The sequence below is a fragment of the Pseudomonas sp. CFBP 8772 genome (assembly GCF_014841665.1).
Lineage (GTDB): Bacteria > Pseudomonadota > Gammaproteobacteria > Pseudomonadales > Pseudomonadaceae > Aquipseudomonas > Aquipseudomonas graminis_B.
Genome location: NZ_JACYUI010000005.1, coordinates 115,252 through 141,441, shown reverse-complemented (window position 1 = coordinate 141,441; position 26,190 = coordinate 115,252). Strand labels below are relative to the sequence as shown.

The following is a 26,190-nucleotide window of genomic DNA, read 5'->3' as shown; positions in this document are numbered from 1 at the left end:
ACTCGATTAATCAGGAATTACCACCATGAATACAGCCGTGAATGCCAATGTCGTACATGAATCCGAAGCCCAGCGTCAGCACGCACGGGTCAAGATCCCGGCCAAACTGCGACTGCTCAATGGTCAGCCGAACGCCCCGCTGGTGCGTGTCGAAGACCTTTCCGCAGGCGGTCTGAGCTTTGTCGCTCCTGCCAACCTGCGTCCAGGCGTCGGTGAAGTCATCAAGGGTCGTCTGCAGTTCCTGATCGACAACCTCGGTCTGGCAATGGACGTTGACCTGCAAGTGCGCACCATCGATTCGAGCACCGGCCGTGTCGGCTGCCAGTTCCAGAATCTGGAATCCCAAGACATCTCGACGCTGCGTCACCTGATCACTTCGCACCTGTCGGGCGACCTCATCAGCATGGGCGAAGTGCTGGCTACCCTGCAGCGCGACAACTTCACCAAGGCCCGCAAATCCAAAGACGGCGGCAGCGGCCTGAGCGCCTTCGGTCGCCTGCGCGCCGTGACCTTCAGCGTCGGTATCTTCGCTGTCGGTTTGATTGCGTTCGGCTTCGTCGCGAAATCGGTCTACGGCATGTACTTCGTCAGCCACTCCACCTCGGGCCTGGTCAGCGTCCCTAGCCTGGATGTCACCATGCCTCGTGAAGGCACCGTGACCAGCCTGGTAACGCCAAACGGCAACGTCGCCAAAGGCGCTCCGCTGGCGACTTTCAACACCAGCATGCTGGACATGTTGAAAGGCAACCTGGACCCGGACGAAATGCAGCCGGCCAAAATCGAAGAGCTGTTTGGTCGTCAACTGGCCGGCACCATGACCAGCCCGTGCGATTGCGTCGTGGCCAAGCAACTGGTCGCCGACGGTCAGTACGCAAGCAAAGGTCAGGTCATCTTCCAGATGGTCCCGCGCAACGTTGCCGCCAATGTCGATGCTCGCTTCACCTACCGTCAGTTCGCCGATGTACAGCCGGGCGCTCGCGTGACCTTCCAGGTTGCCGGCGAAGACGGCGACCACAGCGGCAAGATCGTCAGCGCCACGGCTCTGAGCCCTGCTGACCTGTCTTCCGACATCCGCGTTCAGATCCAGCCTGACGAAGCCATCAACAGCAGCCTGGCAGGTCGTCCGGTTGAAGTGGTAAGCACCCGCGGCCCGTCGCTGAACTGGTTGATCGATAAAGCCACGGCGGCAGGTTTCTAAACATGGCTAGCCCACTACGAAGCTTGTCAGCCCCTACAGTGTTGAGCCTGGCGATCGCTATCGGTTTGGGCGGCTGTGCCGGCCTGCCCGATCAGCGCCTGGCCAACGAAGCCCTGAAACGCGGCGACACCGCGATGGCGGAGCAAAACTATCGGCAACTGGCGGACCTGGGCTATAGCGATGCGCAGGTCGGCCTTGCGGACATCCAGGTGGGTACTCGCGACCCCGAGCTGATCAAGCAGGCCGAGGCGACGTATCGCGCTGCTGCCGCCACTTCGCCTCGGGCGCAATCGCGTCTGGGCAAGTTGCTGGCGGTCAAGCCGAACTCCACCGAAGCCGAGCAACGTGAAGCCGAAGGTCTGTTGAAGAAGGCCTTCGCCAATGGCGAAGCCGGCACGCTGATCCCGCTGGCGATGCTCTATCTGCAGTACCCGCACACGTTCCCGAACGTGAATGCGCAGCAGAAGATCAACGAATGGCGCGCGACCGGTTACCCGGAAGCGGGTCTGGCGCAGGTGCTGCTGTATCGCACCCAGGGCACCTACGACCAGCATCTGGCTGAAGTCGAAAGCATCTGCAAGCAAGCGCTGCGCACCACTGACGTTTGCTACACCGAGCTGGCGACGGTCTATCAGAAGCGCGGCGAAGCCGACAAACAGGCGGCGCTGATCGAGCAGATGCAAAGCGGCTACGCGATGGGCAGCGTGCCTGCCATGCGGGTCGACAGCGTCGCTCGCGTGCTGGCGGATTCGACCCTCGGCAAGCCGGACGAAAAGACCGCGCAGTCGCTGCTGGAGAAAGTTGCCCCTGGTTACCCCGCTTCCTGGGTCAGTCTGGCGCAATTGCTGTACGACTTCCCCGAGCTGGGTGACGTCAACAAGATGATGGAATACCTGGACAACGGCCGTGCTGCGGATCAACCCCGCGCCGAGCTGCTGCTGGGCAAGCTGTATTACGAAGGCAAGCTGGTCTTGCCGGATGCGAAGAAAGCCGAAGAGCACCTGACCAAGGCGGCTGCGACGCAAATCTCCGCGCATTACTACCTGGGTCAGCTGTATCGCCGGGGCTATCTGGGCCATCCAGACCCGCAGAAAGCGGTCGACCAGTTGCTGACCTCCGCACGCGGTGGCCAGAACAGCGCCGACTTCGCCCTCGCGCAGTTGTTCTCGCAAGGCAAAGGTATCAAGCCTGATCCGGTCAACGCATGGGTCTTCGGCCAGCTCGCACTGGCCCAGGGCACACCGCAAGCGACGGATCTTGCGCAACAACTGAACGAACAATTGCCGCCTGAGAAGCGCGCCCAGGCGCAGAGCCTTCTCCAGCGAGAACAGCAGGTCCGCGGCACAACCGCGCAAAACGCGTTGGCCTTGCAGACACTGCAAGAAGAAAAAGACGGCGGGGACGCACCTCTATGAAGCTTAAGTTGAACCCTCTGATGGCGGCCGGATTCGGCCTGGGCTTCTCCCTGATCTGGGCCACGCCGACACTGGCCGCCCTGACCGACACTCAGAATTTCGGCATCGAAGTCAAAGCGACCGGCCAGATGGAAGACGACCGTGACCTCGGCACCCGCAGCGGTGGCGACGTCAACGGTGTCGGTCTGGATCTGCGTCCGTGGGCGTATGGCGAGTGGGGCAACTGGAGCGGTTACGCGATGGGCCAGGTCGTCACCGCGACCGACACCATCCAGACCGACCCGCTGGACCAGCAGGTCACCGACGCAAACGGCCAAAGCGCCCAGCGCTCGCGCAGCACGTCGAACAGCCGCAAAGTCGATGACAGCTACGCGGCCCTGCGTGAGTTCTGGATCGGCTACAGCGGTTTCACGCCCTACCCCGGCGAGATCCTGAAAGTCGGCCGTCAGCGTCTGCGCAATGACGATGGTCAGTGGCACGACACCAACATCGAAGCGGTGAACTGGACCTTCGACACCACCCTGCTCAAGGCAGAAGTGGGCGCCGCCCAGCGCTTCAGCGAATACCGCACCGACCTGACCGAACTGTCGGCACAGGACAAGGATCGCTCGCACCTTTATGGCGACGTGGAATACCAGTGGACGCCGGGCCAGTGGGCAGGCGTTCGTGCGCACCACAGTCATGACGGCGGCAGCCTGAAACAACAGGGCTCGGCCATCGACGACCTGGACAAGACTTCGCGTGGCGACCTGACCTGGCTGGGTCTGCAGGCCAACAGCGATGCGTACAACTACCGCAACCTGAACACCGTCAACTATTGGGGCAGCCTGACCTGGCTGACCGGCGATCGTGACCGCATCGGCACCACCTATGACGCCATTGGCGATCAGTACGTGGCCGGTGAGAAGAACAGCGAAAACGTCAACGGCTGGGCGACCGACCTGGGCCTGCGTTTCCGTCTGGATCCGATGTGGCAAGTGGGCGGCGCCTACTCCCGTGCCAGCAAGAACTACGAGCAGAACGGTCTGGAAAGCAACCGCTCGAACTGGACCGGTACCCGCTCGCGCGTGCATCGCTTCGGTGAAGCGTTCCAGGGCGAAATGGCCAACGTAGAGTCCGGCTCGCTGTTCGCTTCGTGGCAGATGCAGGACGAGTACGACGCCTCGCTGATCTACCACAAGTTCCGTCGTGTCGACGGCCATTCGGGCATCGGCGGCGCGGGTATCAACCCGGCTCAGGAAAATGTCGACTCCGATGGCGTCAGCACATTCGCCTCGCTGCCGCTCGAAGACGGCCGCAAGGACCTGGGCCAGGAAATGGACCTCGTCGTCACCAAGTACTTCAAGCAAGGCCTGCTGCCTGCTGCGGTGAGCCAGTCGTTCGACGAACCGTCGGCGCTGATTCGTCTGCGTGCAGGCGTGTTCAAACCGGGCGATGCGTATCACAGCGGTGTAGATGATTACATGCACCGCGCCATCGTCGACGTCATCTGGCGCTTCTGATGCAAGCCGCGATAGGAGTGCAATGAGATGAACAGTCAAGCAAGCAGATTGCGTCACCGGGCATGGCCGCATGCCCTGCTGGAAAGCTCTGTGCTGAAATGCGCAGTGTTGAGCAGCGTCATGCTGCTCTCCAGCACTGCGGCCATGGCCAACAACCCGTTGCCGGTTCCTGCCCCTGCGGCGCATCCGGCGGATGACAAGGAAGTGGTGGTCAAGGGCCTGCATCAGGCCAAGACCTACACGATCAGCAGCCCGCCCATCGAACCGCTGTTGATGGACAAGCCCAAGCTGCCTGACCTCTCGGGTTACACCCAGCAGGCCATGCAGAAGAAGATCGTGCGCAGCAAGCCGGGCAAGGTCGCGATCAAACGCATGATGCAGGAAGACTCGCTGAAGGAATTCATCGGCGGTGACAACAAGATGGCCGAATGGGTAGCCCGTCAGCACGGCATTCCCCAGGCCATCTTCATCGAAGACGGCTACATGACGTTGCAGGACCTCGCGAAAAAGGTGCCTAAACAGTACCTGAGCGAGACCTCGCCGGGCGTGTTCCTGGCTCGTCTGCCGATCGTCGTGGGCAAGAACGGCATCCTCGAGGTCGACAAGAAAACCACCGAACTGCGCCTGTCTCAGGACGCCGGTGCGTTTCTGGTCAACGACAACCTGCTGTTCATGTCGGACACCAAACTGACCGGCTGGAGCGAGAAATCCAACGGCCCGTCGACGTTCAAGGCGCCGAAGGAATTCCGTCCGTTCCTGCTGTCCTGGGGCGGTACGCAGACCTACATGTTCAACACCAAAGTGGCGAGCCTGGGTTACAACAACAGCAAGTCGTACGGGATCAGTATTTCCCAGTACACGCCGAACATGAAGGCTCAGATGAACCGCGCCGAGCCAACCGGCTGGATCGTCAACTCTGAATTCTCGGACATGTGGTACGGCTTCTACTGCTATGAAACCCGTGACTTCGTGGTCAAGGGCAGCACCTACCACGACAACATCATCTACGGCATCGACCCCCATGACCGTTCCCACGGTCTGATCATTGCCGAAAACACGGTGTACGGGACCAAGAAAAAGCACGGGATCATCGTCTCCCGTGAGGTGAACGACAGCTTCATCATCAACAACAAAAGCTACGACAACCACCTGTCCGGCATCGTCCTTGACCGTAACAGCGTGAACAACCTGGTGGCGTACAACGAGATCTACCGCAACCACACCGACGGCATCACCTTGTATGAGAGTGCCGACAACCTGCTGTGGGGTAACCGTGTGTTCGCCAACAAGCGTCACGGCATCCGGGTTCGCAACAGCACCAACATCAAGCTGTACGAAAACCTGGCCATCGGTAACGGTTTGATGGGCGTTTACGGCCACATCAAGGACCTGTCTGACACTGACCGCGACATCAAGCTCGATCCATTCGATGCCGAAGTCTCGCTGATCATGGTCGGCGGCGAACTGACCTCCAACGGTTCAGGCCCCCTGTCCATCGACTCGCCTCTGAGCGTCGAGCTGTACAAGGTGTCGATGCTTGCACCGACCAAAGCCAGCGGGATCAGCTTCAACGGTGTACTGGGCGATCGTCAGGACGAAATCCTCGATCTGCTGGTGCGCCAACAGAAAGCCGTGTTGATCGACCCGGTCGAAAGCCAGAAACAACTCCGGGACTGAGGAAGATATTTCTATGCACGCACATTTGATCAAACTGCTCAGCCTCTCGGGTCTGACCGCTGCACTGTTCGCCGCCAGCAATGGCGCGTATGCAGCGGACACCACAGCCCCGACCTTCACTGCCGAGCCTTGCTGCAGTCTGTGCCCAGAAGCGCATGACGAAAAAAACTACGTCAGCCGCTATCAGCAGAACTTCACCACGCTGGTTCAGGCCCAGGGCGACTGGCTGTTCCGGACCCGTGAAGACCTGCGCACCGAATTCGACACCACGCCTGAAGGCTATCGCCGCATGCAAATGCTGCACGACGCCTTCAAGAGCAAGGGTGTAGAGCTGGTGGTCGTGTACCAACCCACCCGCGGGCTGGTTGATCGCAACAAGCTGTTCCCGGCCGAACGCGACAAGTTCGACTACAACACCGCACTGCGCAACTACCAGGCCATGCTCGGTCGTTTCGCAAAAATGGGCTACACCGTGCCGGACCTGTCGCCGTTGACCAACGAGCAACAGGCCCACGATTTCTACTTCCGCGGTGACCAGCACTGGACACCGTACGGTGCCCAGCGCACGGCGAAAATCGTCGCTGATTCCGTGAAAAAGATGCAGGCCTTTGCCGGCGTTCCGCGCCGTGAATTCGAGACCCATTTGTCAGGTCGCATGGGCAAGAAGGGCACTCTTCACAATATGGCCGGTCAATTGTGCGGCACGAGCTATGCCATCCAGTACATGGACCAGTTTGAGACGGAACCCAAAGGCGAAGCAGCCGACGGCGACCTGTTTGGTGACTCCGGCAACCCGGAAATCACCCTGGTCGGTACCAGTCACAGCGGCAAGAACTACAACTTTGCCGGCTTTTTGCAGGAATACATTGGTGCTGATGTGCTGAACGTCGCCTTCCCGGGCGGCGGCCTTGAAGGTTCGATGCTGCAGTACCTGGGCAGCGAAGACTTCCAGAAACACCCACCGAAGATTCTCATCTGGGAATTCTCGCCGCTTTATCGCCTCGATCAGGAGACCATCTATCGCCAGATGATGTCGCTGCTGGACAACGGCTGTGAAGGCAAGCCGGCAATCATGAGCACTAGCACCACCCTCAAACCAGGGATCAACGAGTTGCTGGTCAACGGCAAAAACGGCATCAAGGATGTGCGCAACGGCAGTAATCAGATCGACATCAAGTTCGCCGACAACTCGGTGAAAACCCTTCAGGCGCGCCTCTGGTACATGAACGGTCGCCACGAAGACTTGAAGATCGAAAAACCTGAAACATCTGAAACCGACGGGCGCTTCTCCTTCGAACTGCGCGATGACAAAGACTGGGCTGACCAGCAATTGCTCGCACTGGAAGTGCAGGGTCCGGAAGCGGGCACTGCGCCACAGCAGGTCGAAGCGAAAGTATGCAAACGCAACGTGTTCCCGAATGTCGCGCATCAAACCGCGCAAGCCGGGTTATGAGGCTCCTATGCACACTCCAAAACTGATGCTCCCTACCCTTCTGTCGCTGGCGATGATGTCCTCGGCACTGTTCGCCACCGGCGCCAGCGCTGCGTCGACACTCGTGCCGCCGCAGGGTTACTACGAAGGTGTTGAGAAATTCAAGACAGGCCAGGGCAAGTTCAGCTGTGACTCGATCCCGCAGCCTTACACCGGTCCGCTGCAGTTTCGCAGCAAATACGAAGGCTCGGACAAGGCCCGCGCAACGTTGAACATGGTTTCGGACCAGGCGTTCCGTGATGCGACCAAAGACATCACCACCATGGAGCGTGCCACCAGCAAGGTGGTGATGCAGTACATGCGTGACGGTCGCCCGGAACAGCTCGATTGCGCGCTGAACATGCTGACCACCTGGGCCAAGGCCGATGCGCTGGAGTCCACCGACTTCAACCACACCGGCAAGTCGATGCGCAAATGGGCACTGGGCAGCATGTCGTCCGCTTATCTGCGCCTGAAGTTCTCCGAGTCGCACCCTCTGGCTACCCGCCAGCAGGAGACGCAGGTCATCGAAGCCTGGTTCAGCAAACTGGCGGATCACGTGGTCAGCGACTGGAACAATCTGCCGCTTGAGAAGACCAATAACCACTCGTACTGGGCCGCCTGGGCCGTGATGTCCACGGCAGTGGCGACCAATCGCCAGGACCTGTTCGATTGGGCCGTGAAGGAATTCAAGATCGGCGCCAACCAGATCGACCCGCAAGGTTTCCTGCCGAACGAGCTCAAGCGCAAGCAACGCGCGCTGGCCTACCACAACTATGCGCTTCCGCCGTTGGCGATGATCGCGAGTTTCGCCCAGGCCAACGGTGTCGATCTGCGTCAGGAAAACAACGGTGCGCTCAAGCGTCTGGGTGATCGCGTCCTGGCTGGCGTGAAGAATTCGGGAAGCGAATTCGCAGCACGTGACGGCGAAAAGCAGGACATGACGGACCTGAAAACCGACATGAAATTCGCCTGGCTGGAACCGTATTGCTCGCTGTATGACTGCGGCCCGGATGTGCTTGAACAGAAACACAAGATGCAACCGTTCAAGAACTTCCGCCTCGGCGGCGACCTGACCCGCACTTATGACCCGACGCACGACAAGGGTGACAAGGGCGGTTCCTGAGAGCAGAGATTCCGGCCGGGTTTGCCATGGTGTGATCCACAGCAAACCCACTGTAGGAGTGAGCTTGCTCGCGATAGCGGTTGATCAGTCAGAGCGGCACCGACCGGGCTGACGTATCGCGAGCAAGCTCACTCCTGCAAAGAGTCGGCAGATGCATGTTTCACCCCTCCATTTTTCGTGGGGGGTTTGGGGGGGCTTCGGCCCTTGATGTTGGACAAATGGAGAGGTAAAGGATGGTTTTCTCATCCAACGTGTTCCTGTTCCTGTTCTTGCCGGTGTTTCTCGGCTTGTACTACCTGAGCGGGCAACGCTATCGCAACCTGCTGCTGCTGGTCGCCAGCTACGTGTTCTACGCGTGGTGGCGAGTGGACTTCCTGGCACTGTTCGCAGGTGTGACGCTGTGGAACTACTGGATCGGCCTGCGCGTAGGCGCTGCCGGGGTCAGAACCAAACCGGCACAGCGCTGGCTGCTGCTCGGCGTGGTGGTCGACCTGGGCATCCTTGGCTACTTCAAGTACGCCAACTTCGGCGTGGACAGCATCAACGCGATGATGACGTCGATCGGTCTTGAGCCGTTCATCCTCACCCATGTGTTGCTGCCGATCGGTATCTCGTTCTACATCTTCGAGTCCATCAGCTACATCATCGACGTCTACCGTGGGGACACCCCGGCGACGCGCAACCTCATCGACTTCGCAGCATTCGTGGCGATTTTCCCGCACCTGATCGCAGGACCAGTGCTGCGTTTCCGCGACCTGGTGGACCAGTTCAACAACCGCACGCACACCCTCGACAAGTTCTCCGAAGGCTGCACGCGGTTCATGCAGGGTTTCATCAAGAAGGTCTTTATCGCCGACACGCTGGCGGTGGTCGCCGACCATTGCTTTGCCCTGCAGGACCCGACCACGGGTGACGCCTGGCTCGGCGCGCTGGCGTACACCGCTCAGCTGTACTTCGACTTCTCCGGCTACAGCGACATGGCCATCGGCCTGGGCCTGATGATGGGTTTCCGCTTCATGGAAAACTTCAAACAGCCCTACATCAGTCAGTCGATCACCGAGTTCTGGCGTCGCTGGCACATCAGCCTGTCCACCTGGCTGCGTGACTATCTGTACATCACGCTGGGCGGCAACCGTGGCGGCAAAGTCGCGACCTACCGCAACCTGTTCCTGACCATGCTGCTGGGTGGTCTGTGGCACGGCGCCAACATCACTTACATCGTCTGGGGTGCCTGGCACGGTGTGTGGCTGGCGATTGAAAAAGCCATCGGCCTTAACACTGCGCCACGCACATTCAACGTCGTTCGCTGGGCCTTCACCTTCCTGCTGGTGGTCATGGGCTGGGTCATCTTCCGCTCGGAAAACCTGCACGTTGCCGCCCGCATGTACGGCGCCATGTTCAGCTTCAGCGATCTCGGTCTGTCGGAGCTCAACCGCGCCAGCCTCACCGGCCTGCAAGTAGCAACGCTGGTCGTGGCATACATCACCCTCGCCTTCTTTGGCCTGCGTGATTTCTACCGCAACCGTGCGCCGGCCAAGCCGACCGACAAAGCCGTGCAGGCCGATGGCCCTGCCGCTGCCGAGCCTGGCCTGATCAAGGCCGTGCCGGGCGACAAGCCGGGCAGCATTCATCAACCGGGTTACATCGTCGGCACCGAAGCGCAGGTTCAGCCTGCCTACTGGACCGCCGACTGGTCGCGCTATGCCATGCGCGCCCTGATCCTGCTGATGTTCGTTGCATCGATCCTGAAACTCTCGGCGGCCAGTTTCTCGCCGTTCCTTTACTTCCAGTTCTGAGGAGCCTGACATGACCCGTTCATTACGTTTCCTCTACATCTTCCTGTTCCTGGCGATTCTGCTGGTGCTGGGTCTGTGGTCGCTGCGCAGCTTCGTCGGCTTCTCGACGTCGAAGGAGACCACCGTGCTGAATGGTCACTGGACCAAGGCGGTGGAAACCCACTACGACGAAGCATTTCCGATCAAGCGTCTGGGCACCAACCTTTGGGCGGCGCTGGACTACAAGCTGTTCAACGAAGGTCGTCCGGGCGTGATCCTGGGCAAAGACCAGTGGCTGTACACCGACGAAGAGTTCGACGCCGTTGCCAACAGCGAGCAGAACGAAGCAGACAACCTGGCAATCATTCAGGGCGTGCGTGACACCCTGAAAAAGCAAGGCACGCAACTGGTGCTGGCGATCATTCCGGCCAAGACCCGTCTATACCCGGAGCACGTCGGTGACAACAAACCGGCCACGCTGCACACCGATCTGTATCAGCAGTTCCACGCTCAAGTGAATCAGGCCGGCATCCTTGCCCCGGATCTGCTGACGCCGCTGCAAAGCGCCAAGGAGAAGGGCCAGGTGTTCCTGCGCACCGACACCCACTGGACGCCGATGGGCGCGGAAATCGTCGCCCAGCAGTTGGGTGACGTGATCAGCAAGCAAGTGCCGCTGAACGTTGAACCGCAGAACTTCGTCACCGAAGCCAAGACGACCGAACCCTACAAGGGCGATCTGACCAACTTCCTGCCGCTGGATCCGCTGTTCACCAACCTGCTGCCCAAGCCGGATGACCTGCAGCAGCGCAGCACCAACCCGGCTCAGGCTGGCGCCGAAAGCGATGACGCCCTGTTCGCGGACAATTCCGTTGCAGTGGGTCTGGTCGGCACCAGCTACAGCGCCAACCCCAACTGGAACTTTGCCGGTGCGCTTAAACAGGCCCTGCACGCAGACGTCGTGAATTACGCCGAAGACGGCCATGGCCCGATCCTGCCGATGCTCAAGTATCTGCAGACCGACGCCTTCAAGAGCAGCCCACCGCAGGTGCTGATCTGGGAATTTCCGGAACGCTACCTGCCCGCTCACAACGACCTGACCGAGTTCGACCCACAGTGGATCGCTGAACTCAAAAAGGCCCGTGACCCCCAACAGAATCTGGCGGACAACGCCAACAACTCCAAGTCGCCCACCCGGGCGCAAAACTGAGAGGACTCTTTGACTATGACTTCGCAGAACCCGATGCCAGTTCGTTCGAGCAAAACCAACCTGCTGAAAACCTGCGTGCTGGCCGCGAGCCTGGGCTTCGTCTCCCTTTCCGCCTTCGCCGGTGGCGATGCCGCCCTGTATGGCCCGACCGCTCCGAAAGGCTCGACCTTCGTGCGTGTTTACAACGCCAGCAGCAGCGAAATCTCGGCCAGCGTCGGCAACACCAGCCTCAACGAAATCGGCCCATTGGCCAGCAGTGACTTCGGCTTCATGCCACAGGGCGACTACACCGCCAAAGTCGGCAGCCAGTCCCTGCCGGTGAAATTGGCCAGCGATCACTACTACACCATCGTCAACAACACCTCGGGCGCACCTCAGCTGGTTGAAGAGCCTCCGTTCAAGAACAAGCAGAAGTCCCTGGTTCGCGTACAGAACCTGAGCGACAAGGCGCTGACCCTGAAAACCGCTGATGGCAAGACCGACGTGGTCAAGGCTGTGTCTGCCAAGGGCACCGGCGAGCGTGAAATCAACCCGGTCAAAGTCAGCTTCGCGCTGTTTGACGGCGACAAGAAAGTGGCTGACCTGAAGCCGGTTGCACTGGAGCGCGGTGAAGCCGCCGTTCTGTACGTGACCGGTAGCGGCAGCAGCCTGTCGCCAGTCTGGGTCAAGCGCCCGACCGGCACTCAGTAACAGATTTGAACCTGGCCGAGAGGCCGCAGGCAGCGCGCGGGGTTACTCGCGCGCTGCCACGGATTTACGGGATTAAGCGTTCGGCGTCAGGCACTGCGGAGCAAGCAGACCGCCAGGAGGACGCCGGCGATGCAAGACAAAAACCAGAAAGACCGAAAAGACCTACAGCCCATTCGAACGATTTTTGCTTAACGGAGAAACAAAATGATTCCAGTGATCTTGTCAGGTGGTAGCGGTTCCCGACTCTGGCCTCTTTCGCGTAAACAGTTTCCTAAACAGTTCCTGGCGCTGACCGGCGAACACACCCTGTTCCAGCAGACCGTCGAGCGCCTGCAATTCGACGGCATGCAGCACCCTGTCGTGGTCTGCAACAAGGACCACCGCTTTATCGTCACCGAGCAGCTCGGTGCGCTGGGTCTGGAAACTCAGGCCGTGATCATGGAACCGTTTGGCCGCAACACTGCGCCAGCCGTTGCCATCACCGCGATGATGCTCGCCAACGAAGGTCGCGACGAGTTGATGCTGGTCCTGCCAGCCGACCACGTGATCGATGATCAGAAAGCCCTGCAACGCGCACTGGCTTTGGCCACCGTCGCTGCAGAGCGCGGCGAAATGGTGCTGTTCGGAATCCCGGCGACCAAGCCTGAAACCGGCTACGGCTACATCAAGTCCACCGCCGATGCCTTGCTGCCGGAAGGCGTCAGCCGCGTTCAGCAGTTCGTCGAGAAGCCTGATGAGCAACGCGCTCAGGAATTCGTCCAGGCCGGCGGTTACTACTGGAACAGCGGCATGTTCCTGTTCCGTGCCAGCCGTTATCTGGAAGAGCTGAAAAAGCACGATCCGGACATCTACGACAACTGCCTGCTGACCCTCGAGCGCAGCAAGCAGGAAGGCGACAGCATCTCCCTGGACGAGGCGAGCTTCGCCTGCTGCCCGGACAACTCCATCGACTACGCCGTCATGGAAAAAACCCAGCGCGCGTGCGTCGTTCCGCTTGATGCAGGCTGGAGCGATGTCGGCTGCTGGTCGTCCCTGTGGGACGTGCACGCCAAAGACGAGAACGGCAACGTTGCCAAGGGCGACGTCGTTATCCAGGACAGCCGCAACTGCATGATTCAGGGCAACGGCAAACTGGTCACCGTGATCGGCCTGGACAATATCGTTGTCGTCGAAACCAAAGACGCCATGATGATCGTTCACAAAGACAAGGTTCAGGGCGTCAAGCAACTGGTCAACACGCTGAACGAGCAAGGCCGCAGCGAAACCCAGAACCACCTCGAAGTCTATCGCCCATGGGGCTCGTACGACTCCGTGGACATGGGCGGCCGTTTCCAGGTCAAGCGCATTTCCGTCAAGCCGGGCGCCAGCCTGTCGCTGCAGATGCATCACCACCGCGCTGAGCACTGGATCGTCGTATCGGGTACCGCTCAGGTCACCTGCGACGACAACGTGTTCCTGCTGACCGAGAACCAGTCGACCTACATCCCGATCGCCTCGGTTCACCGTCTGCGCAACCCGGGCAAAATCCCGTTGGAAATCATCGAAGTTCAATCGGGTAGCTACCTGGGCGAAGACGACATCGAGCGTTTCGAAGACGTCTACGGCCGCTCCACCCCAGGCATCGAAGCCGGCGTGAAGACCCAGACCATCGCCCGTTAATACCGCTTCACCCAGTAGTACTAGCCCCCGTCAATCCTCTGCGTATTCCCCATCCGCAGAGGGTTTTCGGGGGCTTTTTTTATGATCTTTGCTGCACCCGTCGGAGTATTCGCCCCCATCGTTATCGCCAATTCATCTTGGTACTGTCATTTGTAACAGTATTCAGAAGGTCGGATGGGTCGTACTTTAAGGACGATGTCAATTCACACTCAAATGCAATTACAAGGATGATGAATCATGAGTGCTAACAGCAAAGCATACCCAACGCCCGTCTTCGACCGGCCAAATTACACGCTTGTTCGCGGTGAGGATGTGGAGGCCGTTTTCCCGCCTTACCCGACCAAGGCTCAAAATGAAATTACCCACATCAACTTCAAAGCGCTTGGTAAGGGCGATTCTGGTGAGTACGATGTCGGCCCTACGATTCTCCAGCCTTTTAATTCCAACGGGGAGACAAGGGCAAGATTTCCCGCAAGCTCCTTCGATATTATTAAAGGTAAAGAAGTGTTTTTGACCGCAGAGCCGACTAACGCCACTGGCCACGGCACCGTCACGAACGAAAAACCTTATTTGTTCGACAAGTAACTTGTGGTTGCGGAGACTGCGCACGCTGAGGTGCCAGTCTCCATCACCATGTTGACCCTGCCAACACGCATGCTTTCAGATACTCCGTTGTGAGGGTCAAACCGGGTTCGCCATCGAGCCGGCTCCTACGGATCAAGGTTGAAACATACAAACCATCATTAGCTCAAGCCCCTCCCCTTTCGGTACGATACCCTCATCTGCAATCGCAAGATCGACACGATGATTTCCGGCGCCGTATTCCTTCCTGTTCACCTGGCTGGTCCTGCTTCTGCGTTATCCCTCCAAAGCGTTGCCCCGTTTCCCTGCCAACTGCACACGAACATGCCTGAGCTGACCGGCCTCAGTCACGCCAAATGACTGAATGTTGGCCTATTTGTCAGACCTGCCTGCGCGACCATCTTTCAGGAAATCGGGTGGCGTTGACCAACGCGGGAAAAGTGTCTGCATTCATCCGTAACAGCGAGGATCTCACGCTCCCATTGCCCACAAAGGTGGCCTTGCGTTGATGCCGGTTAGCCGCGTCATCTGTTAAACCTTGCATGCTGGTCTCGTATACAGGAGCACTGCCATGCTTCTCGTAAGGACCTGATCTGACAACTCGCGACAAGGACCTTCTTATTTGTTTGCTCCAGCCTCCGACAGCCTCAGGGGTAGCATCGGCCTCGAGTCTCGGCTGCTCGTAATAATGGCTATCAACGGTGAAATTGACTGCATGAGAAGTTTCATGGATCAACGTCCAGGCAACATTGAGCACATGATCCTGCTCAAGATGGGTGCGTGAAACTCCGAAGCTCTTGACCACATCTTCGAACTCTCCCGCCAGTAAAGTACGTCCCTTAAGCCTGGATGGACCGTCAAAAAGCTCGATATCAAGGTCCGCGTGCGGCTTACCGAATGCCGTCAACATGTTCCTATAACTGTCGAGGCTTTCTACGACGGCCTCTATCGTGTCAGCGCGAATGGGTGCCGGCAGTTCACCAAACGTCGCGTCGAAGGCCTTGACTACATCCTGGCGGGGTGACGCTTCGCGAAGTTGATCACGCGTTCCAGCCACCAGATAACTTGCAGCGTCCAGCGCCTGCCTCATCTTCGCCTGCTGTGGCGGGCTGAAATCCCCCATTCCTGCGGCTACCACCACGACCTGAGGAACATCGTATGGGGCTGCGCCTTGGGAGTCGCGATAGCGGATCGGTGAGTTACTGCAAAAGCAAAACAGATTCACCCCGCCTTGTTCACCCGTCGGATCCGGATTGATCCAGCGCATCAGCCACGGTGCGTAATACCGCAGGCCATAGTAGTAAAGCCCGGTCGCGTCCCGCTCTTTTCCTGAATAACGCACGGTTTTGTAGTGCGCTTCAATTTGGCATCGGCCTGCCCACCAGGCTGTGCCTCCAAAGGGGTAATAACTTTCCTGACTGATCAATCGGCATTGCTGATCCAGCTCCATCAGGCTTGACCCCAAATGATCACTCAGCGTGTAGCGCGTCTGATCGTTATCTACCGTCTCCGGTTTGCCCTCTACCCAATGCAGAACCCGCACCGCGTTGCGTCCGCCGGGAGCGGTGATGACGTGCAGCGTTTCGCCAGTCGCGCTATTGGCGCGGATTTCCAGGCCCGGCAGATAACGTACGTCGTTCACATGGACGACATTTTTAGCCTGAACCGTCCGAATCTTGCGCACACGCAGGCCGGTTGCGTCATAGACGTAAACCTCACTGTCATCCCCTCCCGAAGGCCTGGCCACCAGGGTTACCCTGCGCAACTGGTTACGCGGGTTCCACTCAATGTTTTGCCCGGGCGCCAGCCGCTGCAAATTACCGTTGGCATCGAATGCGGCAGCAATCTCGGCGTCAGTTGGCGGCGTGTCAGTCAGTTGAGCCAGACACCGGTTGCTACCGTTGGCCGCCGCCAGCCATTGCGAATGATCTTGCACGCCGACGTGACTGCGCTTGAGCAAATTGCCGCCCGCATCGTATTCGTAGTTCTGTCGGTAATTCGTCAGTCGGGAGGGGTCGATCGGCGATTGGAACACCGCGAGAACCGGGCCTCGATTGACCGACGCCAGCTCCCGACCGGTGGCCTCGATGAGCCGATACAGCGTGTCGTACGTGAATGTGCTGATGGACTTGGTGAGCTGATTGACGAAATGGCTTTGAGGGAGCGAAGCATCTGCAATGCTGATCACGTTGCCGACCGGATCGTAGGCGTAACGCAGATCCTGCCGTCTTTCTCCATCGGGAAGCGTCGACTGGACGTTCACCAGACGAGCGTCTTGTGTTGAATAAGCCGCAGAGGTGACGACGCCATTTCCGGCGGTTTCTGAAACCGCGCGATTGAAGGCGTCGTATTGAATATCGCCCACCAGCGTTTCCGCTGGCAGGCCGGCCAGCTGCAAGCGGGTTTGCTTGAGCAGCCCGGCGACGGTCTGGGCAAAAAACTGTGTGTTTCCCATGGCATCGCGCTGTTCGGACATTTCGCCTGTGGGAGCGAATCGCCAGGCCATCCGGGCGCCGTCTCCGGGTTCCAGAAGCTGGTCGCAAGCTTCGGCGGCGTCCGGCCAACTGGACATGTTCGGATCATTGAGAAAACGCCGCGCCTGCGAGAGCGCATTCCGGTTTATATCGAACGACGTATTGCACAGCGAGCCGGCCGGATCGTAATGCCTGACGATTTGATTGCATTGGTTGGCGTGATGCTCATCAGGCCCTCCATAGCTCAAGCGCTCGACGCAGGTTCGCGCCGTACCGTCCCGTGCGCCCTGCTCTTCAAACAAGGCAGTCGGCCGCAGCTGCTTGTCGTATTCGACCCGCTGAACCACTCCGCGTCCGTCCCAGCCCCCGTCACGCTGCCCGCCTTCCCCCACTGATTGAAGGCGCCACCCCGCATCGACGCTCTCATAAAGCAGCCGCTCCCCGCTGAGCGAGAAGACCACACTCACATTGCTCGCCGCGTCCGATGCCAGATCGGCGGCAGCCCATAGTCGTGGGTCCCAACGCGCCGTTTGCCTTCCTGCGGGGTCATAGGCAAGGCGGTCAACCCGCGCGGTCATGGGCGCATCCGTTTGAGCCACATGGAAGGACACCGTACGAACAGGTAGCCTGCGCGGCTCTATTACCGTGAGTGTCGGAGTATGGGTATGTAGCGAGCAGGAATGAGCCATGACCTGTGCAATCCGTTGCAGGAAATACCCTAAGACTAGTTTGGCTCCGGATTTCTGACTGACCGCCGGTCCGGCTGGACGGTTGCGCTGAGCGGTTCGGTTGAGCCCAATCCATTAGCCCAACCCTCTCCCCTTTCGGTACGATGCCCTCATCTGCAATCGCGAGATCGACACGATGATTTTCGGCGCCGTACTCCTGTTCACCTGGTTGGTCCTGCTTCTGCGCTATCCCTCCAAAGCGTTGCCTGTTTCCCTGGCTGCTGCAGTCGGGCTGGGCGTCGTGGCGGCGTTTGTGGTCTGGGAAGACAGCCGCGACGAGCAGCGCCTTGAGCGCCTGCAATTGCGCGTGGACTATGCGCCGCAACAGTGTCCTACGGGGCGTCCGCTGCTGGTACTGATCGATAACGGCAACACCGTTTCGCTCAGCGAACTGCGCTGGAAAATCGCGGCCTACGCGCCGGGCGATACCGTCAATCTGGCCGAAGACACGTACACCGCGCCGCGTTATCGCGGGCCGGGCGATTTGTTGCCCGGCAGTCAGTGGCAGGATTGCTTGCCGATGCCGCCGCTGCGTCCGGGTTACCGGCCGCAGACTCTGGAGTTTCGTGCCGAACGCCTGCAAGGCACGTTCTCCGGCTGAGCGCCGCCCTTCTCTTTTTCCAAGGACTGAACCATGTCTGTGGTGTTGATCACCGGTTGTTCCAGCGGCATCGGCCGCGCCATGGCGAATACGTTCAAAGCGGCAGGCCATGATGTCTGGACAACCGCACGCAAGCCGGCCGACGTGCAGGCGCTGACCCTGGCAGGTTTTCGTGCCGTGGCCCTGGACGTCAATGACAGCGCTGCGATTGATCGACTGGTCTCTGAGCTTGATCAACACGGCAAAGGGCTCGACGTGCTGATCAACAACGCAGGCTACGGTGGCATTGGCCCGCTGCTGGATGGCTGCGTTGATGCCATGCGCAGGCAATTCGAGACCAATGTGTTTTCCGTGGTCGGCGTGACGCGCGCGCTGTTTCCAATGCTGCGCCGCAACAAGGGGTTGGTGGTGAATATCGGCAGCGTTTCGGGCGTGCTGGTCACCCCATTCGCGGGCGCGTACTGCGCGTCAAAAGCCGCCGTTCATGCCATGACTGAAGCACTGCGCATGGAACTGGCCCCCTTCGGGATTCGGGTGATGGAAGTCCAGCCCGGCGCTATCGATACCCACTTCGCACAAAACGCCAGCCACGAGGCCGAGCAGGTGATTCACCAGGATTCGCCGTGGTGGCCGTGGCGTGAAGGCATCCGCGCCCGGGCCAATGCGTCACAGGGCAACCCGACACCCGCTGCCGACTTCGCCCGCGACGTGCTCGACGCCGTGCAACGCAGCCATCCACCGCGTCTATTGCGCTCCGGCAACGGCAGCCGCGCGCTGCCCCTGATGGAACGGCTGCTGCCCAAGGCATTACTGGAGTGGATTCTGAGCAAGCGCTTCAAGCTGGATAAAAAAGGCTGACCACCACCGCGGGCTTCTGTAGGAGCGTGGCTTGTCCCGCGAACTGGCGCGAAGCGGCAGCAAGACCAAGCGCCCCGGTTATAACTGATGCACCGCAATCACTGTTATTACTGTCGCTGCGCAACAGATCGCGGGACAAGCCACGCTCCTGCATCCTCCGGCGCGACACATCTGGCGTACCGCGCAGCTCAACGTGCTATCGCGTTGAATCTTGCGTTTCGGGATTCACAATCACCGTACATGTAATCCCCGCCGCCAGCACCGCCCCTTCCGGCACCTGATCCAGGTGGATGCGCACGGGCACGCGCTGCGCCAGTCGTACCCAGTTGAAGGTCGGGTTGACGTCGGCGATGAGCTCGCGGCTCTCCGGGTTGTCGCGGTCGTAGATGGCGCGGGCGATGCTTTCGACGTGGCCCTTCATCACCTCGCCGCTCATCAACTGCATGTCCGCCGGATCGCCAATCCTGACGTGGGGCAGCTTGGTCTCTTCGAAGAAGCCGTACACCCAGAACGAGTTCCTGTCGACGACGGCCATCTTCGCTTCGCCGATGCGCGCGTAGTCGCCGCGATGCACGTTGAGGTTGGTGACGTAGCCGTCCACCGCGGCCAGCACCTTGGTGCGTTGCAGGTTCAATTGCGCAGCTTCAAGCTGCGCGACCGCCAGTTGATAATCCGCTTGGGCGGAGGTGGCGACATTGCCGGCGTCTTCTCGACTTTCGGCGGAGATCACCAGGGCGTCCATGTCCTTGCGCCGATTGGCGTTGACCTTGCGCATCTCCCACGTGGCCTTGCGCGACGCCACCATAGCCTCGGCCTGCTTCACTGCCAGCTGATAATGCTCAGGGTCGATCTGCATCAACAGGTCGCCTTTTTTCACCGGCTGGTTGTCCTTCACCGGCACATCGATCACCACGCCGCTGACATCGGCGGCGACGTTGATCACGTCGGCGCGCACCCGGCCGTCGCGGGTCCACGGCGTGTCCATGTAGTGAATCCACAGCAGCCGGCCGATCCAGATGGCCAGGGCCAGAATCAACAATGTCGCGATCAGACTGAAGAGCTTTTTCATCTCAACCAACATGCCTCAACGGTAAACAGTGAGCGCCATGGCGCCGAAAATGCAGCTGAACAGGCTCAGACGCAGCAGCGCCGGATGCCAGAAGAAACGGTAGAGGTCGAGCCCGGACATGAACCGGTCCAGCGCCCAGGAAAGCACCATGGCGACCAGAAACATGACGGTCACCGTCGGCATGTAAACGCCGTGGAAGGCGAGTTCACGAGGCATTGAGTTGTCCTTGCGGCGAGGCCACAGACGCCGGCTCTGACGGAGCACCTGCCACCGGCGATTGCGAGTCCAGCAGGCAGGTGCGGATGAAGTGGAGGTAGCTTTTCACCCGGCGCAACGCCGAGGTGTCGAAGTGCGGAGCAAAGGGCTCGTCGGTGTTCTGCACGCAGATGATGGCGTGATCGACAGCCGACAGGCTGCGCGCCAGATTGTGGGGATCGGGCTGGATGAACAGACGAATCAACGAGCGGCCCATGGCGCGAATCGCCTGCCGCCAGGGTTGCCATTCGGCGTAACTCGGGTGCACCGGCAGAATGTCCTGCTCGCGGCGCAGCTCGATGATCGCGTGGCCGATCTCCAGCACCACGAACATCCAGCGCAGCAGGTTGCGTTGCACCTCGGGCTTACCGGCGGCCAGGCCGTAGGCCTGATGCATCAGATCGCGGGTGCGGCTTTCGAAACTGGAACGAATCCCGCGCAGTGGCGCGCTGATGGCGAAACTCACTTGTCGGCGCAGGTTGCCTTCCAGCCGCTGCCACAGCCAGCGACTGTTCGGCGGCAGAATGATCGCCCCCGCCGCCGCACACAACAGCATGCCAAGGACCATGGCGATGTAGTCATTGATGAACGCATAGGGGTTGTAGACCGTGAGGTTGTCCGGCGCCGAACCGATGCTGAAGAAAATCAGCAGCCCCAGACCATATCCCACCCACTGCGGCCTCGTGGTCAGGAACGTGCCGAACACGAACACCGGCGCCAGCACCATGCACAACAGCGGAAAACCATCGATGCGCGGCAGCACGAAAAAGGTGATGAAAAACCCCACCAGCGCACCCAGAAAGGTCCCACACGCCATCTGAAACGACATGCGCCTCGGGTTCGATGTCGTCGCGGAAAGCGCCACCGTGGCGGCGGACACCAGGGTCATCGACGCGCCGCTCGGCCACGCCGTGGCCACCCAGTACACCGACATGACCGCGAGAATAAAGGTCGCGCGCACGCCGGAGGCCAGCGAAGACAGCCAACTGGTGGTGGACACGAAGGGCTCGACCCATTTCTCCCGCGCATGGCGGTGATCGGCCAAAGACGCATGGGTCTGGGCGTAGTCGTGCATGTCGTCGACGAAGCGATACAGCAACTCGTAAGCGGTATGGAAATCCAGCAGGTCGGCGTCGCTGGGCTCGGTCTTGACGAACTCGGCCCGCAGGCTGCGCACGTGGTCGGGCAGGTCGGCCTTGTACACGCTCAATCGATTGGCGAGCAGTGCGGCGTCGGCGTTGGTCAGCGCGCGCCCGGCAAAGGGCTCCAGCAATCCAGTCAGCGCATTCAGGCCAGGCTCGATGGCCTGAACAGCTGGCGTCACGCCCCGCCGACGGAGGCGTTCGAGCAACTGATGCAGGGCGTTGAAGCGCGTGGTGATGGTCATGAATTCGCTGTTCAGGCGATTCAATCGACCGTTGCGGCGGCGCATGTGCGGGTCTTCGAACACGGTGACCGCGCGCAGGCCTTCGAGCCCTACGGCATCGGCGATGAAGCGCACGTTACTGGCCTCGAACGACGCCGGATCGCTCTCGCCGCGCAGGCCGGTGATGACGAACTGAGCGAAGGTGCCAAAGCGCTGATACAAGGTGTTGCGCATCGCCGCGCCGGCGCTTTGCGGCAGGATCGCGGCGCTGACCAGTGTCGAGCAGACGATGCCGAGGGAGATTTCCAGCACCCGCCACATGGCGGCCATAAACGAGGTGTCCGGGTGAGCGAGCGCTGGCAGCCCGGTCATCGCGGCGGTGTAGCCGGCCAGCACAAAACCGTAGGCGCGGAAGTTGCGATAGCGCGCCGCCCCGGCGCAGCAGAAGCCGACCCAGATCGCCAGACTGCCGAGAAACAGCTCGCTGTTTTGCGCGAACAGCGCCATCAGCGTGACCATGACCACGGAGCCGGCGAGCGTGCCGAGCAAGCGGTAGAAACTCTTGGCGAACACCTGACCGCTCTGGGGCTGCATGACGATGAACACAGTGATCATGGCCGTGCGCGGCTGCGGCAGCTCCAGGCGCATGGCGATCCAGTAGGTCAGGAATGCCGCAGTCAGCACCTTGCTGATGTAGATCCACGTCACGCCATCGCTGCGCGCCCAATCGTTGAGGCCCCGACGCCACTCCAGTGATTTGAGCCAGTTAAAAGCGGCGTTCATCGCCAGGCCCTGCCGGAGCGTTTCATTGATCAAACACCGCCAGCGACGCCGGCGTTTTCGGCACGGCGGTTTTCTCCGGTGTGGGGGAATCATTGCCGGCCATCAACCCGCCGCCCAGCGCCACCACCAGCTCAGCATGCACCGTCAGGCGTTCGGCCTGGACGTGTTGCTGCACCTGTTGCTGATGGAACAACAACGTCTGCGCGTTGAGCACATTGAGGTAATCGGTCAGGCCGCGTTTATAGGCAACCATCGCGATGTCGTAGGTTTTCTGCGCGGCGGCCACTGATTGATCGGCGAACTGCTGTTGCTTGTCCATCGACTCACGACGAATCAGTTGATCGGAGATGCTCTTCAGCGCCATCACCAGGGTCTGGTTGTACTGCGCGACAGCTTCGTCATAGCCCGCTGACGCCACGCCCAGCGCCGAACGCAAACGTCCGCCGTCGAAGATCGGCAAGGTGATCGCCGGGCCCACGCTGTAGTTGAATTTCTTGCCGGCGAGGAATTCCAGCATGCCGCCGCCGGTGGCCATGTAACCAAGGCTGCCCATCAGATCAACGTTCGGATAGAAGCCGGCATGGGCCACATCGATGCCTCGCGCCTGCGCCGCCACTCGCCAGCGGCTGGCGACCACATCCGGACGCTGCCCCAGCAATTCGGCGGGCAGCGCGGAGGACAACGTCAACGCCGCGTTCAGTGACAGCGTCGGCCGCTGCAGACGTGCGCCCTCGCCCGGTCCTTTGCCCGCCAGCGCCGCGATCTGATTGCGGCTCAGGGCAATCGCCTCGTCCAGGGCGTCAATCTGACGATGGGTTTCGGGCAGCGGGGTTTGCGCCTGGCTGACTTCGAAATGGGTGCCGATGCCGCCGTTCAGACGACGCTGGGCCAGATCAACGATCTGCTGCTGTTGCGCGAGGGTCGCTTCGGCGATGTCGCGCTGGGCGTAGTTGAGCGACAGCTGGATGTAGGCGCGGACGATGTTGTCCTGCAATTCCAGCTGCGCCTGACGCTCCTGGGCCGCGCTCAGGTGCGCCATGTCCAGCGCCTGTTCGGAGTGATTGCTTTCCTGGCCCCACAGGTCAAGGGAATAACTCAGGCCCAGCGAAGCGTTGTTGTCCCACGTGCTGGTGTTCGACAGCTCACCCGGGCCGTAGAACTGATCCGTCGGCCAGTTGTGTCGTTTCAGGCTGCTGTCGCCGGAAACGTGCAGGGATTCCGCCGACTCCGCGATGCCCGCCATGGCCTTGGCCTGACGCACTCGCGCGGCAGCGATCGCCAGGCTGGGGCTGCCCATCGCGGCCAGTTCGATCCAGCGATTGAGTTGTTCGTCGCCATAGGCACGCCACCACTGACCGGCCGGCCAGTGGGCGTCTTTATCGGCCGCCTTGATGGCGTCGTCGGTGGCCAGCGCGTCGGGCGACAACGCTGTGCCTTGTGGGGCGATTCCGCCAGTTCCGATGCAGCCGCTGATGAGTAACGTTAAAGCGCACACACTGAGGGATTTGAGCCCTCTGACGAGACGACGCGGCACTGCTGCAATTACCTGAATGGAGGGGGAATCGATGATGCGGCGATTCTAGGGGGCGTCTAGCCCGGCGATAAGCCGGGACTTCTGCGAATCTTTGTTACGGAACCGGAGATAATCCTTTGGTATGGCTGACATGGATCAGTTACTTCATGTCACAATTTGCTATCTCATCTGAGAACGGCCAATGGACACTCTGCAAAACATGCGCGCCTTTACTTGCGTGGCGCAAGCGGGCAGCTTCACCGCTGCCGCCGCTCAACTGGACACTACCACCGCAAACGTTTCGCGCGCTGTCTCCAACCTCGAAGCCCACCTGCAGACCCGGCTCCTCAACCGCACCACGCGACGCATCGCCCTGACTGAAGCGGGCAAGCGTTACCTGCTGCGCTGCGAGCAGATTCTCGGTTACGTCGAAGAGGCGGAAGCCGAAGCCAGCGACGCCCATGCGCGTCCGGCCGGGCAGCTGAAAGTCCATTCGATGACCGGCGTGGGCCAGCATTACGTCATCGACGCGATTGCCCGCTACCGGCGCAATCACCCGGACGTCTCGTTCGACCTGACCATGACCAACCGCGTCCCGGACCTGCTCGAAGAGGGTTACGACGTGTCCATCGTGCTCGCCAGCGAGCTGCCGGATTCGGGCTTCGTCTCCCAGCGACTGGGCATCACCTACAGCATCGTTTGCGCCTCGCCCGCCTACATCAAGGCGTTCGGCATGGCCCACCGGCCGGCTGATTTGCTCAATCATGCCTGCCTGCGCCTGGTCAGCCCGGTGTTCCCGCTGGAAAAGTGGGCCTTCGACGGCCCCGAAGGCCAGGAAACCGTGACCATCGGCAACTCGCCGTTTCTGGTGAATTCGGCCGACGCCATGCAGGCGGCGATCAGCAGCGGCATGGGCATCGGCATTCTGCCGATCTACTCGGCCATCGAAGGCTTGCGTAACGGCTCGCTGGTGCGGGTGTTGCCGCAGTACCGGTCCCACGAGCTGAACCTGTACGCGATCTACCCGTCGCGGCAGTACCTGGATGCGAAGATCAAAACCTGGGTCGAATACCTGCGCGGCTCGCTGCCGGAAATCATGGCCGCCCATGAAGCGGACCTGCAGACCCATGTATTGCCGGAGACGGTTTAACCCTCCGCCCCACCTGGCAACGTATCCATCCACCTCGCCAATCCCTCGGCAAGAATGTTAGCGTGCTACGCAATGCCCTTCTGAACTGCCGAGAGAAGCTATCCGATGAAAAAGACCGTCCTTGCCTTCAGCCGCGTGTCTCCGGAAATGGCCGAGCGCCTGCAGCAAGACTTCAACGTGATCATCCCCGACCCGAAAAAGGGTGATCTGAACGCGCAGTTCAACGAAGCCCTGCCCCACAGCCACGGCATGATCGGCGCTGGCCGCAAGCTGGGGCGCGAACAACTGGAGAATGCAAAGCAGCTGGAAGTGGTGTCGAGCATTTCGGTCGGTTACGACAACTACGACGTCGACTACCTCACCGAACGCGGCGTCATGCTGACCAACACCCCCGACGTGCTGACGGAAAGCACGGCAGATCTGGGCTTCTCGTTGATCATGGGCAGCGCCCGCCGCGTCGCCGAACTGGACGCCTACACCAAAGCCGGTCACTGGAAACGCAGCATCGAGGCGCCGCATTTTGGCACCGACGTCTACGGAAAGACCCTGGGCATCGTGGGCATGGGCAATATTGGCGCGGCAGTCGCACGGCGGGGTCGTCTGGGCTTCAACATGCCGGTCCTGTACAGCGGCAACAGCCGCAAGATCGCCATCGAGCAGGAACTGGGCGCGCAATTCCGTACGCTGGATCAGTTGCTGGCCGAGTCGGATTTCGTCTGCCTGGTGGTGCCGCTCAGCGAAAAGACCCAGCACATGATCAGCACCCGCGAGCTATCGCTGATGAAGAAGAGCGCGATTCTGGTCAACATCGCCCGCGGCCCGATCGTCGACGAACCGGCGCTGATCAAGGCGCTGCAGGACGGCACGATTCGCGGCGCCGGCCTGGATGTCTACGAGAAAGAGCCGTTGGCTGAATCGCCGCTGTTTGCGCTGAGCAATGCGGTAACGCTGCCTCACATCGGCTCGGCGACAGACGAAACCCGTCAGGCCATGGCCGACCGCGCCTACGCCAACCTGCGCGCCGCGCTGTTGGGCGAGAAGCCGCAGGACCTGGTGAATGCGCAGGTGTGGAAGGGCTGAGCTCACTGTGA

General features: G+C 60.4%; 20 protein-coding genes. 15 read left to right on the top strand and 5 right to left on the bottom strand.

The window, feature by feature from the left end; translation table 11 throughout:
- Window positions 1–25 precede the first annotated feature (25 nt).
- From IFT99_RS12605 to IFT99_RS12555, 11 genes are all read left to right on the top strand, one after another.
- A complete protein-coding gene (locus IFT99_RS12605; protein ID WP_065991934.1) occupies window positions 26–1,198 on the top strand; it encodes an alginate biosynthesis protein Alg44 in 1,173 nt (390 codons plus the stop codon).
- A 2-nt stretch (window positions 1,199–1,200) separates the two neighbouring features.
- Window positions 1,201–2,613 carry an alginate biosynthesis TPR repeat lipoprotein AlgK gene (algK, locus tag IFT99_RS12600; protein ID WP_065991932.1) on the top strand — a complete coding sequence of 471 codons (1,413 nt, stop codon included), beginning with the start codon at window positions 1,201–1,203 and terminating at the stop codon, window positions 2,611–2,613.
- Window positions 2,610–4,115 carry an alginate export family protein gene (locus IFT99_RS12595; protein ID WP_065991930.1) on the top strand — a complete coding sequence of 502 codons (1,506 nt, stop codon included), beginning with the start codon at window positions 2,610–2,612 and terminating at the stop codon, window positions 4,113–4,115. Before algK ends, IFT99_RS12595 begins: the two co-directional genes overlap by 4 nt.
- 27 nt (window positions 4,116–4,142) lie before the next feature.
- Window positions 4,143–5,792, top strand: a complete 1,650-nt coding sequence (algG, locus tag IFT99_RS12590) for a mannuronan 5-epimerase AlgG (protein WP_192132646.1) — start codon at window positions 4,143–4,145, stop codon at window positions 5,790–5,792.
- Between the two features lie 13 nt (window positions 5,793–5,805).
- A complete protein-coding gene (locus IFT99_RS12585) occupies window positions 5,806–7,245 on the top strand; it encodes an alginate O-acetyltransferase (protein WP_065991928.1) in 1,440 nt (479 codons plus the stop codon).
- Window positions 7,246–7,252: 7 nt separating this feature from the next.
- Window positions 7,253–8,389: a mannuronate-specific alginate lyase gene (locus IFT99_RS12580; protein WP_065991927.1), complete on the top strand. Its 1,137-nt coding sequence runs from the start codon at window positions 7,253–7,255 to the stop codon at window positions 8,387–8,389.
- A 233-nt stretch (window positions 8,390–8,622) separates the two neighbouring features.
- Window positions 8,623–10,185: an MBOAT family O-acyltransferase gene (locus tag IFT99_RS12575; protein WP_192132644.1), complete on the top strand. Its 1,563-nt coding sequence runs from the start codon at window positions 8,623–8,625 to the stop codon at window positions 10,183–10,185.
- A gap of 10 nt (window positions 10,186–10,195) precedes the next feature.
- Complete coding sequence (locus IFT99_RS12570; RefSeq protein ID WP_065991925.1) at window positions 10,196–11,371, top strand: alginate O-acetyltransferase; 1,176 nt, start codon at window positions 10,196–10,198, stop codon at window positions 11,369–11,371.
- Window positions 11,372–11,404: 33 nt separating this feature from the next.
- Entirely contained in the window at window positions 11,405–12,061 is a 657-nt protein-coding gene (locus IFT99_RS12565) for an alginate O-acetyltransferase AlgF (RefSeq protein ID WP_065993158.1), read from the top strand.
- Between the two features lie 204 nt (window positions 12,062–12,265).
- Window positions 12,266–13,720, top strand: coding sequence for a mannose-1-phosphate guanylyltransferase/mannose-6-phosphate isomerase (locus IFT99_RS12560; protein ID WP_065991920.1), 1,455 nt, complete (start codon window positions 12,266–12,268; stop codon window positions 13,718–13,720).
- 237 nt (window positions 13,721–13,957) lie between these two features.
- Window positions 13,958–14,305 carry a hypothetical protein gene (locus IFT99_RS12555; protein ID WP_192132642.1) on the top strand — a complete coding sequence of 116 codons (348 nt, stop codon included), beginning with the start codon at window positions 13,958–13,960 and terminating at the stop codon, window positions 14,303–14,305.
- Between the two features lie 376 nt (window positions 14,306–14,681).
- Here the strand turns inward: IFT99_RS12555 and IFT99_RS12550 are convergent, their stop codons facing one another.
- Entirely contained in the window at window positions 14,682–17,354 is a 2,673-nt protein-coding gene (locus tag IFT99_RS12550) for an RHS repeat domain-containing protein (RefSeq protein ID WP_244656973.1), read from the bottom strand.
- Between the two features lie 286 nt (window positions 17,355–17,640).
- Here IFT99_RS12550 and IFT99_RS12545 point away from each other — a divergent pair, with 286 nt between their 5' ends.
- On the top strand, window positions 17,641–18,105 hold the full coding sequence (locus IFT99_RS12545) for a multidrug transporter (RefSeq protein ID WP_065991909.1): 465 nt from the start codon (window positions 17,641–17,643) through the stop codon (window positions 18,103–18,105).
- Window positions 18,106–18,138: 33 nt separating this feature from the next.
- Entirely contained in the window at window positions 18,139–18,963 is an 825-nt protein-coding gene (locus IFT99_RS12540; protein ID WP_192132638.1) for an SDR family oxidoreductase, read from the top strand.
- Between the two features lie 196 nt (window positions 18,964–19,159).
- On the opposite strand, the gene IFT99_RS12535 is transcribed toward IFT99_RS12540, so the two are convergent.
- The 4 genes from IFT99_RS12535 to IFT99_RS12520 are packed head-to-tail and all read right to left on the bottom strand — an operon-like array spanning window position 19,160 to window position 23,970.
- Window positions 19,160–20,032, bottom strand: coding sequence for an HlyD family secretion protein (locus tag IFT99_RS12535; protein WP_192132636.1), 873 nt, complete (start codon window positions 20,030–20,032; stop codon window positions 19,160–19,162).
- A 15-nt stretch (window positions 20,033–20,047) separates the two neighbouring features.
- Window positions 20,048–20,248 (bottom strand): DUF1656 domain-containing protein, encoded by a 201-nt coding sequence (locus IFT99_RS12530; RefSeq protein WP_065991906.1) that lies wholly within the window; start codon window positions 20,246–20,248, stop codon window positions 20,048–20,050.
- On the bottom strand, window positions 20,238–22,436 hold the full coding sequence (locus tag IFT99_RS12525) for an FUSC family protein (protein WP_192132634.1): 2,199 nt from the start codon (window positions 22,434–22,436) through the stop codon (window positions 20,238–20,240). The genes IFT99_RS12530 and IFT99_RS12525 overlap by 11 nt, the downstream gene beginning before the upstream one ends.
- A 22-nt stretch (window positions 22,437–22,458) precedes the next feature.
- The gene (locus IFT99_RS12520) at window positions 22,459–23,970 is read right to left on the bottom strand and encodes an efflux transporter outer membrane subunit (protein ID WP_192132632.1); all 1,512 of its coding nucleotides are present in this window, start codon (window positions 23,968–23,970) and stop codon (window positions 22,459–22,461) included.
- A gap of 181 nt (window positions 23,971–24,151) precedes the next feature.
- On the opposite strand from IFT99_RS12520, the gene IFT99_RS12515 reads away from it, so the two are divergent.
- Together IFT99_RS12515 and IFT99_RS12510 are read left to right on the top strand one after the other, a co-directional pair.
- Window positions 24,152–25,099 carry a LysR family transcriptional regulator gene (locus IFT99_RS12515; protein ID WP_133772022.1) on the top strand — a complete coding sequence of 316 codons (948 nt, stop codon included), beginning with the start codon at window positions 24,152–24,154 and terminating at the stop codon, window positions 25,097–25,099.
- Window positions 25,100–25,204: 105 nt separating this feature from the next.
- A complete protein-coding gene (locus IFT99_RS12510) occupies window positions 25,205–26,179 on the top strand; it encodes a 2-hydroxyacid dehydrogenase (protein ID WP_192132630.1) in 975 nt (324 codons plus the stop codon).
- Window positions 26,180–26,190: the final 11 nt, after the last annotated feature.